The 13,239-nt window shown below is 47.6% G+C and carries 14 protein-coding genes; 2 read left to right on the top strand and 12 right to left on the bottom strand.

Going from position 1 to position 13,239, the window contains the following annotated elements; all coding sequences use genetic code 11:
• Nucleotide 1 precedes the first annotated feature (1 nt).
• Entirely contained in the window at nucleotides 2-1,333 is a 1,332-nt protein-coding gene (locus NYE54_RS10470) for a PhoH family protein (protein ID WP_076320616.1), read from the bottom strand.
• 117 nt (nucleotides 1,334-1,450) lie between these two features.
• On the opposite strand from NYE54_RS10470, the gene NYE54_RS10465 reads away from it, so the two are divergent.
• Nucleotides 1,451-2,113, top strand: coding sequence for a YhcN/YlaJ family sporulation lipoprotein (locus NYE54_RS10465; protein WP_339271932.1), 663 nt, complete (start codon nucleotides 1,451-1,453; stop codon nucleotides 2,111-2,113).
• Between the two features lie 460 nt (nucleotides 2,114-2,573).
• Here NYE54_RS10465 and NYE54_RS10460 read toward each other — a convergent pair whose 3' ends face one another.
• The 5 genes from NYE54_RS10460 to NYE54_RS10440 form a co-directional block, all read right to left on the bottom strand.
• Nucleotides 2,574-3,677, bottom strand: a complete 1,104-nt coding sequence (locus NYE54_RS10460; RefSeq protein ID WP_339271931.1) for an LCP family protein — start codon at nucleotides 3,675-3,677, stop codon at nucleotides 2,574-2,576.
• A gap of 163 nt (nucleotides 3,678-3,840) precedes the next feature.
• Nucleotides 3,841-4,134, bottom strand: a complete 294-nt coding sequence (locus NYE54_RS10455) for a YlaH-like family protein (protein ID WP_076320612.1) — start codon at nucleotides 4,132-4,134, stop codon at nucleotides 3,841-3,843.
• Between the two features lie 39 nt (nucleotides 4,135-4,173).
• Entirely contained in the window at nucleotides 4,174-6,015 is a 1,842-nt protein-coding gene (typA, locus tag NYE54_RS10450) for a translational GTPase TypA (RefSeq protein ID WP_076320611.1), read from the bottom strand.
• A 152-nt stretch (nucleotides 6,016-6,167) separates the two neighbouring features.
• A complete protein-coding gene (locus NYE54_RS10445; protein ID WP_076320610.1) occupies nucleotides 6,168-6,680 on the bottom strand; it encodes a hypothetical protein in 513 nt (170 codons plus the stop codon).
• 246 nt (nucleotides 6,681-6,926) lie between these two features.
• Nucleotides 6,927-7,589: a TerC family protein gene (locus NYE54_RS10440; protein ID WP_339271930.1), complete on the bottom strand. Its 663-nt coding sequence runs from the start codon at nucleotides 7,587-7,589 to the stop codon at nucleotides 6,927-6,929.
• Nucleotides 7,590-7,718: 129 nt separating this feature from the next.
• Here NYE54_RS10440 and NYE54_RS10435 point away from each other — a divergent pair, with 129 nt between their 5' ends.
• Nucleotides 7,719-8,411, top strand: coding sequence for a TerC family protein (locus tag NYE54_RS10435; protein WP_339271929.1), 693 nt, complete (start codon nucleotides 7,719-7,721; stop codon nucleotides 8,409-8,411).
• Between the two features lie 91 nt (nucleotides 8,412-8,502).
• On the opposite strand, the gene thiI is transcribed toward NYE54_RS10435, so the two are convergent.
• The 6 genes from thiI to NYE54_RS10405 form a co-directional block, all read right to left on the bottom strand.
• On the bottom strand, nucleotides 8,503-9,741 hold the full coding sequence (gene thiI, locus NYE54_RS10430; RefSeq protein ID WP_339271928.1) for a tRNA uracil 4-sulfurtransferase ThiI: 1,239 nt from the start codon (nucleotides 9,739-9,741) through the stop codon (nucleotides 8,503-8,505).
• Nucleotides 9,738-10,898: a cysteine desulfurase family protein gene (locus NYE54_RS10425; RefSeq protein WP_339271927.1), complete on the bottom strand. Its 1,161-nt coding sequence runs from the start codon at nucleotides 10,896-10,898 to the stop codon at nucleotides 9,738-9,740. The genes thiI and NYE54_RS10425 overlap by 4 nt, the downstream gene beginning before the upstream one ends.
• Nucleotides 10,899-11,068: 170 nt before the next feature.
• Nucleotides 11,069-11,755 (bottom strand): lytic transglycosylase domain-containing protein, encoded by a 687-nt coding sequence (locus NYE54_RS10420; protein WP_076320605.1) that lies wholly within the window; start codon nucleotides 11,753-11,755, stop codon nucleotides 11,069-11,071.
• A 150-nt stretch (nucleotides 11,756-11,905) separates the two neighbouring features.
• Nucleotides 11,906-12,268, bottom strand: a complete 363-nt coding sequence (locus NYE54_RS10415; RefSeq protein ID WP_076320604.1) for a hypothetical protein — start codon at nucleotides 12,266-12,268, stop codon at nucleotides 11,906-11,908.
• Between the two features lie 69 nt (nucleotides 12,269-12,337).
• Nucleotides 12,338-12,562 (bottom strand): DUF1540 domain-containing protein, encoded by a 225-nt coding sequence (locus tag NYE54_RS10410; protein WP_006209042.1) that lies wholly within the window; start codon nucleotides 12,560-12,562, stop codon nucleotides 12,338-12,340.
• Between the two features lie 136 nt (nucleotides 12,563-12,698).
• On the bottom strand, nucleotides 12,699-13,205 hold the full coding sequence (locus tag NYE54_RS10405) for a YpuI family protein (RefSeq protein ID WP_006209041.1): 507 nt from the start codon (nucleotides 13,203-13,205) through the stop codon (nucleotides 12,699-12,701).
• Between the last annotated feature and the right edge of the window lie 34 nt (nucleotides 13,206-13,239).

Raw genomic sequence — 13,239 nt, 5'->3', positions numbered from 1 at the left:
ATTACAACAAGTCGGCAGCCAACTGAGCCAGCTTGGATCGTTCCCCTTTTGTCAACGTAATATGCCCGCTCAGATTTTCTTGCTTGAAGCGTTCAACCACATAGGTCAGCCCATTACTCACAGCATCCAGGTAAGGATGATCAATCTGCTCCGGATCTCCCATCAGGATCACCTTACTCCCTTCTCCCGCCCGGGAAACAATCGTCTTGACCTCATGACGGGATAAGTTCTGGGCCTCATCCACAATGATGAACTGACCTGGTATCGAGCGGCCCCGGATATAAGTCAGAGCCTCCACCTGGATGCTGCCAAGCCCCATCAATATTTTATCGATATCACCCGATTTTTTGGTGTCGAACAAATATTCCAGATTGTCATATATCGGCTGCATCCATGGTCTTAATTTCTCTTCCTTTTCGCCAGGCAAATAACCGATATCCTTCCCCATTGGAACGACCGGACGCGCAATCAGCAGTTTTTTGTATTTATGCTCATCCTCCACCTTGGAAAGGCCTGCTGCCAAAGCCAACAAGGTTTTTCCCGTTCCGGCCTTCCCGGTAATGGTGACTAGCGGAATCTCGTCATTCAGAAGAAGCTCAATCGCCATACGCTGTTGGGCGTTACGGGCGCTGATGCCCCAAACAGGTTCATTGCTTAAATGAAGGGGCTCCAATCTAGTTGCATCCTCATTTACATGAAGGAGGGCAGACTTTCCTGACCCCATCTCATCCTTCAGGATAACAAATTCATGGGGATAAAGTGGATAAGACAATTGAAGAGGTTTAATCGGCAAATAACGATAGCTGTAGAATTCGTCAATCACCGAAGGGTGAACCTTTAAGGTAGAGAATCCAGGATATAATTCACTGGGATCGGCTGTACGGTCCGATAGATAATCCTGTGCCGTTAATCCGAGCACATCGGCCTTAATTCGAACAAGCACATCCTTGCTGACCAGAACGACAGGTCTTCCGCCCTCCTTCGGCTCCTCCTCCAATTTATAATTTAACGCGACAGCCAAAATCCGGTTGTCGTTGGATGCTTCGCTAAATAACTCCTGTACCTTGACGAAGCTGCGATGATTCAGCTCGACCTTCAACGTCCCGCCGTTCTCCAGAAGAACTCCGTCATGAAGATGGCCTTGTTCTCTTATACCATCAAGTAATCGGGAGACCGTTCGGGCGTTGCGGCCGATTTCATCAGCATTTCGTTTCTTCGAGTCAATCTCTTCAAGAACCACCGCAGGAATGATGACTTCATGCTCATCGAATGCATAAATCGACTGAGGATCATGAAGTAATACGTTCGTATCCAGCACAAATATTTTTTTCATCTTATCCCTCCACTGCTTCTTCATCAGGTACACACATAAACCTTTCTGTCCCGGACATAATAAGCGTAGCGACTGAAGTCATTTAGTGAACTCTACTACGAAAGGACAGATCAATCCATGAGAGCTGCTCTATCCATAATGCTAACGGTGTTGTTGCTCGCAGGCTGCGGGACCACCAATCACAATGCATCACCCTCTCCTCGTGGTAAAACCAATGGTACTACTGCTAACAGTGTTCACAACATGAGCGGGAACAGAGGTTATACCACTAACAATGTAGACGGCCGGACTCCGAATAACACGAATACGGGACGAGTTGGCAACGTAAATGATAACAACGGACGAGTCGACGCTACAACCGCGAATCACCTGAAATCACTTGCCGAGAGGGTGCCCGGCGTTAAAAACGCGAACTGTGTTGTCATGGGAAAAACGGCTGTTGTTGGACTTAATGTAGATGGAAATTTAGATCGTGCGGAAGTCGGAACCATAAAATACACAGTCGCGGAAGCCCTTCAAGCCGATCCGGCAGGTGCCAATGCACTTGTTACGGCCGATTTGGACGTTGCAAACCGGATTGCCGATCTTGGTCGGCATATTCAGGAGGGGCATCCTGTTTCAGGACTTGCCAGTGAACTTGCTGACATCGTAGGTCGCATCATTCCTCAGCTGCCTAAAGATGTAACGCCGCGAGACGGGAATGTACAGCAAAACGGTACTCCATCGGTTAAACCGAATAACCGAGGGAATGCACCAGCCAACCCGCACCATAATAAATAGACCTTCTTGAAGGTAAACTCACCAATCAGCATAAGACAAATCCTGTCATAACCCGAGTTTGCCCGTCACCTAACCCCAAATTTCATACAAAAAAGCCCAGTGAAGCTCACTGGGCTTTTTTTAAGGTCATAACAACGCGACTAACGAGCATTTCTGCTTCGCCAGTGACATGACCCGTATCATATTCGGAGTTCTGTAGCCTGTTCGGTGTGAAATTGACACCCATGTCGAATGAACACGCCTGAGAAGACATGGAATCAGAAGGATGACATCTGAAAGGCTCCCATCCCCAAATGGAATCTGCTCGAACAAATGCATGGGCAGGTTTATCCGTCTGCCGATTACAGATCAATGGGTGTGTCGTATGCATCATAAGGTAGGACATGCCTTCGGCCTCCTGTACAATGATCTCCATCTGATACATTGTATTATAGCATACAATAAAACTTGCCTTCAATTGTCACGGAGTTGTTGCAGAATCCGCTTCTGTCCCCTGCTCGCCAGCGTTATGCTTACCGGCAAGCTCATCTTGCAGCGCTTGTTTCGCTGCATTGAGTTCATTGTCGTTAATGTAAACGTTAGGGCTTCTCCACTCACCGGTAATCGGCATAAATTTAACGTCATCTTTACCAATATCATAATAAGTCGTGAGCAAGTTCCGGATCTGCTCCTGCTCGAAATCGGTGGTCATGTTGTCGCTGACCGCATCCAACGCATTACCCACTTTAGTTACGCCGCCAAAAGACTTCATTTTATCGAGCAGCGAGTGTAGTACCTCACTCTGACGGGCATTGCGATCAAAGTCATTGGATTCCTTCGTCTTCGGCGTACAGTTCCGAGATTTACGGTAACGGACATAATCCAGCGCTTTCTTGCCATCCAACTTCTGAGGGCCTGCAGTTAGGTTAATATCCGTCCCATCCGCACTGTCGCGGTAACACATGTTGTACTGAACGTTAACATCCACTCCGCCAAAAGTATCCACCACTTCACGGAATCCCTGGAAATCGATAACCGTTACATAGTCGATATTAACGCCAAGATATTTGCTCATCATGACTTTCATTTCTTCTTCAGCCGGAATGCCGCTGCCCGGTTCCTTTTTCTCCGCAGCATTGTAGGCCGCTTTAAACCTTGGGTAATAAGCGTTCAGTTTACTCGCTTTGTATCCTTCGAGTTCAATCAGTGTGTCCCGCGGCAGGGAAACCAGCGTCGACGTATTAGTTTCTGGATGCATGGTGGCAACCATGACCACATCCGTCAAGTAAGTTCCCGTCTCCGGGCGATGATCCGTTCCCAAGAGAAGCACCGTAATCGGTTTTTCTTTTGCAGATTGTCCTGGAGCTACAGGTTTATCAATCCCGCTTTTCTCAATGATCTCATTACCCTTGAAGAGCAAGTACCCGGCATAACCTGCTGCAGAGATTACTGCGATTAACAAGACGATAAGAATGAATTTAAAAAATGATTTCCATGCGCTTTTTTTCTTTTTTGGAACTGGCTGTTTCTTGCCCTTCCCCCCACTTTTGGCTCTCGGAGGGAGATTGGTATGAGTAGGTTTCATATCATAACACCTTATTTCATTCAAATTAGATGAATGTCCGGTAAACGCTTCAAATTTCGAAGCATTTACCGGACCTTGGTTGACTTCTCTCTCTTATAAACGATGGGGACTGACAAAAAGTTGCCGTATGGTTGTTACCTGAGTTGCTAAATTTCTACAAAGCTTATGACTTCGGCTCGGTTTGAGCCTTCTTCTTCTGACGATCTTCAACAAAATATCGAATACGCACCATCAGCATCAATGCCACAGCTACTAACAAGCACTGGATAATCGGCAGCTTATCAATCTGAAACACAAGCAGTATCGCCGAACCCAAGGCCATCAAGATATACAGGAGAATCTCCTTCAACAGAGGGAGCTTCTGCTTCACCCGGAATACCTTGTTGTAAACGTAGGTGATCAGCACAAAAATCACGATATAAGAGATGAGTGGGTGCGAGGCAAACCATTCTTGCATGATAGGTTCACTCCTTTTGGACAAGTAGATCTCTATCTATTATAGATTTGCTTGCGCCATTTTACGATGCTTTTCTGCACGTTCGCGCTCACTCTTGTTCAAGATCTTCTTACGAAGACGAACGGACTTCGGCGTAATCTCGCAATACTCGTCATCGTTCAAGTATTCAAGCGCTTGTTCCAGTGAGAAAATAATCGGTGTTTTCAATTTAACCGTGTCGTCCTTCGTTGCCGAACGAACGTTGGTCAATTGCTTCTCTTTACAAATATTTACGACGATATCGTTATCGCGGGTATGCTCCCCGACAATCATACCTTCATAAATCTCAGTTCCCGGTTCCAGGAACAGGGTACCGCGGTCTTCCACTGACATCATGCCATAGAACGTTGAAGATCCGTTCTCCGTGGAAACCAGCACGCCTTGGTGACGTCCGCCCACTTGACCGCCAATAAGCGGACCGTAGCTGTCGAATGCGTGGTTCATAATACCATAACCGCGTGTCAAGGTCAGGAAATGGGTACGGTAACCGATAAGTCCACGAGCGGGAATCAGGAATTCCAAACGCACTTGACCATTTCCGTTATTCACCATGTTCACCATTTCAGCCTTGCGTGTTCCGAGACTTTCCATAACAGAACCCATGCTTTCTTCTGGTACATCGATCATAAGACGTTCGATCGGCTCCATTTTGACGCCATCAATTTCTCTAACGATAACTTCTGGTTTGGATACTTGAAGCTCATAACCTTCACGACGCATATTCTCAATCAAAATACTGAGGTGAAGCTCACCGCGTCCCGATACGATATAGGCATCAGGGCTCTCCGTCTCATCCACTCTCAAACTTACGTCCGTTTCCAGTTCTTTGAAGAGGCGGTCACGCAGCTTACGGGATGTTACCCATTTGCCTTCGCGTCCGGCAAAAGGACTGTTGTTAACAAGGAACGTCATTTGCAGGGTTGGTTCATCAATTTTAAGGACAGGCAATGCCTCAGGATTCTGTGGATCCGCAATGGTCTCTCCAATGTTAATGTCTTTGATACCTGCGATCGCCACGATGTCGCCACCACCTGCTTCAGCAACCTCGATCCGCTTCAATCCTTGGAAGCCGAACAGCTTCTCGATACGGGCACTCTTGGTGGAACCATCACGAAGCATAACGGTAACCGGTTGGCCTTGCTTAATGATACCGCGGTTCACACGGCCGACGGCAATACGGCCCAGATATTCATTGTAATCCATCAAGGTAACGAGGAACTGAAGAGGCTCGTCCACTTTCTCAGTAGGGGATGGGATATGGTCAATAATGGTCTCGTAAAGAGCAAGCATGTTATCATCTTGCTTCTCCGGATCCAGACTTGAAGTACCGTTTAGGGCTGATGCATATACAACGGGGAAGTCCAGTTGGTCGTCATTCGCACCAAGCTCAATGAACAGATCAAGCACTTCATCGATCACTTCTGCTGGGCGGGCGGCCGGTCGGTCAATCTTGTTCACAACGACGATTGGAGTCAAGTTATGTGCAAGAGCTTTACCTAGCACAAACTTAGTCTGAGGCATACATCCTTCATAAGCGTCAACAACGAGCAAAACGCCGTCGACCATTTTCATAATACGCTCAACTTCACCACCGAAATCGGCGTGTCCAGGTGTATCCACAATGTTAATCAAGAAATCTTTATACGTAATAGCCGTATTCTTGGCTAGGATGGTAATTCCGCGTTCGCGCTCCAAATCATTGGAGTCCATCGCGCGTTCCTGCAGCGTCTCATGCTCCCGGAAAATACCGGACTGCTGCAGCAGTTGGTCTACAAGTGTTGTTTTGCCATGGTCAACGTGAGCAATAATGGCAATGTTGCGAATCTGATCTCTTGATTGCATAAATATATCTCAAATCCCTTCTGTTCGAATGAGCCACAAAGAAAGCGCCGGACGACATGCCGACGCTTCAACATACATCCTATAATATAGGTAAACGAGCGGGAAAATCAAGTCTTTTCAGAAAACTTCCAGCAACTTTTACCTCTTACTAATTACCAACCTCTGCTCCATTTATTATTGCGCCCAGAACGATTGCGGCCAAAGATCATCCAAATGCCCGCTGCGATTAAGATCAGGGCAATAATGTAGAACGCCCCTGTCTCAAGCCAGGTGAAGATGAAAATCAAAACGGAAAGCACCGTCAGTCCAAGCGCAACCGGCAGCGCTGCGCCAGGTCGCGGGCTCTCGTACAGATAATATTCATACAAGCCGACAGCCACACCGAGAATTAACACAGGCCATAATGAAGCCATCAGTCCCCATCCCCCGATATTACATATGAAGAACAGAAGGCCATATACTGTCAGAATACCGCCTGGAATCAGAATTGCGGCAGAGGCACGGCGACCAAAAAACATGATATGCAAAAAAATACCCGGCAGCAGCAGGACGAGCGGCCATAACGTTCTTCCCAGAAATCCAAACACACCAAGCTTACCGAGCAAAATAACGACTCCAGCAACAACGATGAATATACCCAACGCCAAATCTTTTCTGGAGGACATTTGATCACCCTCTCTTCAATATATGTATCACCAAAAATAGCGGTTTCTAAAAGAAGCAGTTACGTTAATTTTAGCCCAAACCGACAAAAAAAACCATATCCCGAGCTTGTTCCACTTGAAATAACCTAGGCCCGCCTCATATACCTGCATGAAGCTAACAAAAAATGGACGACTGCACAAGACAATCGTCCATTCTTGGATTGAACACTCCCGTTTACGCGAATAGGCTGTTGAAGTAAAATCCCGTTACATACCTGGCCGCCTTACTGTCTGTAATCCGCCAATGAGTACGACAGCACCTGCAACAACAATTGGCAGCAGATTGTGGGCATAAGGCATCCAGTAAGCCAGAATCAGCCCTACGCGAGAATCCTGTATGAGCATTTCGCCTGCTGTAAAAGCTAGAATGCCGGCACCTATGTAAAGCAGCACGGGAAACTTGTGAAGCAGGTTTGAGATCATCCCGCTTCCCCATACAACGATGGGAATGCTTAATAATATTCCGATGACAATCAAGGAAAGATCGCCTTTTGCAAGCCCCGCAATGGCCAAGACATTATCCAGGCTCATCACGAAATCGGCAACCAAAATTGTATTGACAGCGGCCCATATCGTTGAAGCTTTGGCCAAGCTTGCATGGTCATGTTCCTTTTGCATCATGAGTTTGACTGCGATCCAGATCAACAGTAATGCGCCGCCTGCCTGCAAAAATGGGATTTTCAGCAGCAACACCGCCAAAAAAGTCAGAATACACCGTAAGAGAACAGCCCCTGCAGTCCCGATCCAGACCGCCCGTCTGCGATGTATTTCGGGAAGGTCTTTGCTGGCCATCGCGATAACCAGGGCATTGTCGCCACTGAGTACAAGGTTGATCATCAATATCTGTCCCAATAAAAAAATCGTCTCCACTAGAACAACACCCCCACTCTACACATATGTGGTAATGGTCCAGGCTATGCTTGCACAACGGGAAAAATAGGCCTATAATTAATCCACTTTGTTTAATGGTGGAACCGTATTCTAAGAGGAGTGACATTCATGGAAACCACAGCCGCTGAATTTTTTCTTGCATTAATCAACATTGTCTTTTTGGATCTGATCTTGGCCGGGGACAATGCCATTGTGATCGGTCTTGCAGCACGTAATCTTCCGAAGGAAACCCAGAAAAAAGCAATTATCTACGGCACTGCCGGAGCTGTTATTCTTCGTATCATTGCAACCATCCTCGTTGTCTGGCTGCTTAACATCCCTTGGTTGCTGCTTGTGGGAGGTGTACTCCTGATTGGCATTGCCTACAAGCTGATGACCGACGACAATAATGACCACGACAATATAAAAGCCGGCAAAAGCCTTGGCGCTGCCATTCGTACCATCATTGTAGCCGACGCAGCTATGGGTCTTGACAATGTCATTGCCGTTGCAGGCGCAGCCAAACACAATGTGATCCTTGTAACGCTAGGCCTGCTCATCAGTGTACCCATCGTGGTATGGGGCAGCACATTGTTTATCAAACTGATCAACCGTTTCCCATGGATTATCTATGTAGGCTCTGCGGTGCTTGCATACACGGCGTCCTCCATGATTACCGAAGAGAAGCATTTTCTGGGATATTTCGAAGCGCATCAGCTTATAAAATATCTCTTCATAGCTGCCATCATTATCGGTGTGCTGACTGCAGGACATCTGAGAAAGAGATCTGCCGGGGGCCACAAGTCATCTACCCAGTCATAATTGAAACTCCATACGCGCGATAAAAACAACACCCCAAGGCTTCCAAGAAGCTTTGGGGTGTTGTTTATGTTGACCTTCGCTTGAACCTCGATTAGAACCAGTCTTCGTTTACCACGGGCTCCGCATGCTTCTCGCCTAGCTCGCCGATTTTGCTTTCCGGGGTTATGATCACAGTCTCCGTACCTTCAATCGCTGCTTGGATCCGTGCAGGTAGCTCGGTAATGGAAGCCTCCACCTTCTCGATGATTTTCAAATTCGGATTGGTGGTGGGTGATTTAGGCACAAACAACGTACAGCAATCCTCATACGGCAAAATCGATGTCTCGAATGTGCCGATGTCCATCGCGATATTGATGATCTCGTTCTTATCCATCATAACGAGCGGCCGCAGCAGCGGCAGCTCGGTGGCTCTGCCGATCACATTCATACTCGGCAGCGTCTGACTGGCAACTTGTCCGAGACTGTCTCCCGTCACGATAGCCAATGCCCCTTCCCGCTCCGCAAGCGAGGAAGCAATTCGTAACATCGCTCTGCGCATAAACGTAATGATCAGATTATCCTGGCCGATACCGACAAATGAAGTCTGTACGTCGGTAAACGGAACCAGGTGCAGCTTGATTTTGCCGGTGAAGCCCGATAACAGCCTGGTTAGCTCCATTACCTTTTCCTTCGCCAGTTGGCTCGTGTAAGGGAAGCTGTAGAAGTGTACACATTCAATTTCAAGGCCTCTGCGCATGGCCGACCAGCCCGCTACAGGGCTATCAATCCCCCCCGAGAGGAGCAGCATGGCCTTCCCATTCGTACCAATCGGGTACCCGCCGGCGCCTGGGATTACTTCATAATACAAATACGTCTCGTTCTCCCGAATTTCCACGCGAAGCTCCATATCGGGCTGCTTTACCTTTACTTTAAGCTGGGGATATGTTCGCAGCAAAGGCGATCCGACGAAATGGTTCATCTCTTGCGAGGAGTGGGGGAATTGTTTCCACACCCTTCTCGCATTGACTTTGAAGGTCGACGGGTCAGCCAGTTCCTTCTGTCCCACAAAATCAATCGCTGTTTCGATAATGCGGTCAAGCTCGGAAGGACATACGCGAACCGGACTGATGGAAACAAGACCAAATACTTTTTTTAGAACTTGGATCAGAGCCTCGGGTGACTCCCCGTTAAGCTCGACGTACAAGCGGCCGTATTCCTTTACGATTTTTGCTCCCGGAAACGGTTTGAGCACGCTTCGAATATGATTTAATACCGATCTCTCGAATCGGTTGCGGTTTTTGCCTTTTAGGGTAAATTCGCCAAAGCGAAGCAGCAGTTTATCGTAAGTCATCTTCGGTTACCCTCTCTTTCTATAATGGGACGCAGGTTCCCGCAAACTTTTGCCAAGACTTCGACTAGTCGCGCTGCATCGCCCAGCTGATGCTCTTTGCCAAGACTGATACGAATTCCAGAGGAAGCAACGTTCATGTCCTTCCCCATCGCTAACAGGACCCGGCTCGGTTCGCTTAATTTAGAGGAGCAAGCGGATTTGGTTGATACGAGCATCCCCATCTCTTCCAGAGCATGGACCATCACCTCGGGTTTTAATCCCGGATACGAAAAATGAAGGATATGTGGCGCACTCTGCTCACTGCTGTTTAACACCAATCCCGGAATTTTGTCGATGCCCTGGAGCAGAAGCTCCCTTAATTCCGTCATCCTTGCATAAAACTCGGGCTGGCGTTCTCTGGATAACCGCATGGCCTTCGACATCGCTACGGCTCCAGCAACATTCTCCGTTCCTGCCCGGTGCCCATTCTCTTGTGAACCGCCCGATACCAACGGGAACAACTGCACGCCTTGCTTAATGTACAGCACGCCCATTCCTCTCGGGCCATTGAATTTATGTGCAGACAGGCTGTATAAGTCGGCCTGCCACTGGGAAAGAGTAACCGGCAGCTTGCCAAATCCTTGTACGCCATCGATATGCAGCAGCGTTCGTGAATTTCGTTCCTTGACGATACGCCCCACTTCAGCCAGCGGCTGGACGGCCCCCGTCTCATTATTGACATGCATGATGCTGACGAGCACCGTATCTTTGCGCACAGCTTCCGTCAAAGCAGCCAGATCCACCACACCGGCGGCATCCACCGGGAGATAGGTCACTTCCCATCCCAGCGTTTCCAGCTGTTTGCAGCATTCAAATACGGAAGGATGCTCGGTTCCGGTCGTGATGATATGCCGGCCACGGCTGCTGTACTGCATCGCAGCCCCTTTAATCGCCATGTTATTGCCTTCGGTTGCCCCGGATGTGAATACGATCTCCGTCGGCTGAACGTCCAGCGCGGCTGCACACACCTCTCTTGCCTTCTTCAGCAGTTTAGCGGCAGCCTCGCCTGAACGATGAAGCGCTGACGGATTAGCATAATGCATTTTCATGATTTCAGCCATTGTGTCCACTACTTCATCATAGGGAGGGGTCGTTGCAGCGTGATCCCAATATATCAAGGTAAATTCCCCTTTCCATCATACGCATTGCACGTTGTAGAACTTATTATTCCAGACCTTTATATTTACACAAAAAGACCAAACGGTAAAGCCGCACTCCATCTTTGATAGGACAAAGTGGCGCTTATCGTTTGATCCTCTATCAGGTTACTATTTATCCCCAAGCGGGTTTATAAAGTGTATTTTGATTGAGCGTTCATGACTTTACTAATGTATGCCTGTGTTTCCTCAGGTAATTCATGAGCAACAGACATCAACTCTTCATCACTGGATACACCCATATTGGCGATACGGGTTGGACCTGCATTATACGCTGCAAGTACCATAGCTTTTTCTCCGCCAAACCGCTGAATCAGATTGGACAGATATTTAGTACCACCTTCGATGTTCTGAGCCGGATCAAAAGGGTTTCTTACCCCAAGTCCCCTTGCTGTGCCGTCCATCAGCTGCATCAGGCCCTTGGCTCCCGCAGAGGACACCGCATTCGGATTAAAGGAGGATTCCGCATCGATGACCGCTTTAATCAGCGATACCGGCACTCCATACCGTTCCCCTGCCGCTGTAATTAAATCCTCAAAGGTTGTTGGCTTTGTTGCCCCCGTGTCATGCACGACCCCCTCCATTGGTATAGACGAGGCGGATTCATCTACAGCTCCTAGCTGCTGCCACAACAGTCCATCTTTAAAGGTTACTCCCGGCGCAAGCTGTGTCATGGAACGTTCAACCGGCTTGGAGGTGGAATCTTCGGCAAGCAAGCTGCTCAGCACATTGACAAATCCGGTTGCCGACTCGGTGGAATTCGTATTCATCTGTGGTATATCCGTCATTTGCTTCCATGATATCGGGTCTATTTGCATCGTTTAACTCACTTTCTGCAGCAAAATTTCAAACTTGTCCTTTATTTTATCATGGAACTGGAACAATCTGCTAGACCTATTCGGCAAAAAAATAAGCGAATCAACCACTCACTGGTTGACCCGCCCATATTCACATCATTACAAAATGAATTACCTACTGAAAGGAATCAAGATAAAATAACTGAGCGTTGCCAATATGCCGAGTCCGATCGACCACGCGCCTGTCGTTCTGCTGCCTTTGCTGTACGCGTAATATCCAACAACCGCTGCGATGGGCCCCAGGATAACCGACCACATGAACAAGGAGGCGATGCCCAATACCAAGCCCACATATCCGACAGTACGTCCGGTAGAAACGTCTGCTTTATCCTCGTCTGCTCTTCGTGTTGAGGCATCCATAGGGGGAGCAACCTCAGTTGCATATTCTTCACGATGATCTTTGCGCGGGAAGTCTACCCTGTTTCGCTTGCCTTCAACAACCTTCATTTTGTGATTGCGATGTTTTTTATCCATAAACGTGCTTCCTCCATTTCCATCATCCTAAAGTGCCCAGCACCCGGACTTTATCCGGCTTTTTTCCTGTCAGCCCTTCGGCTTAAAGGTCAAACAGCAGGTCTCGGAAGACTTGTCAGCAACATCCTGATGGTCGTCTACGTAAGGCTCTGCTCCATACTCTTCATTGAGTTTCACATTCGCATGACGGTCAATTTCAATCATAATCATCTCGGCATGACATAAGTTTTGTTCTCCCCAGTAATGGCAATTGCTGACACTGCACTTCACTAATGGTTTGGCTTCGTTGGCCATTTTAGCATCACCTCGTCAACATTTTTTCCTTAGTTTACTGCCGGTATGCACAAGAACGATTGTCAGTTGGTGCCTAAGCAGCAAAACGCAAAAAGAGATGCCAATGGTTGGCATCTCATGAGTATTCCTTAATATGTTAAGCGTGACTTTTCTCTGATTGCATACGGCGCTCCGTCAAATAATCGCTTTCGTAATAAGCAAGATCATCACGTAGCTCTTCATAAATCTTGGTAATGTTCATAATCACATCACGGGCAGGACGAACCGGCTTCTTCCGGAAACGAATCGCATCCTGTCCGGTATAGGCGTAACGACCATCTTCAGAATAGCTTTCATTTTTGGGATAGAAGAAACTGTTAACACAGCGGTGATACAAATTATACAAAGCCTTCTCGGCAAAATCGATATCAAAATTAGGGCGACGCTGTACAACACCTAGCTTCTCATAGGAAACTTCAGAAAACACAAGCAAATGGCGAACATCCGACAGAAATCCTTTGTAAAAATGAACGGTTTCCTCGTCCTGTTCCGTTACCAATTGGGATAAAGCATGTTCGTTCAAAAACGTTTCCATAATCGAAATAGCAGATTTCAACTTTTCTCTGGACTCTGAGCATAATTTCTGAAGATTGTCTGCTGGCATTACGATAGATCCCCCTTAAATGGTCGTGACCCTA

Origin of the sequence: Paenibacillus sp. FSL K6-1330 (assembly GCF_037976825.1) — a bacterium.
Taxonomy (GTDB): domain Bacteria; phylum Bacillota; class Bacilli; order Paenibacillales; family Paenibacillaceae; genus Paenibacillus_AQ.
This window is presented reverse-complemented; position numbering and strand designations above follow the sequence as displayed.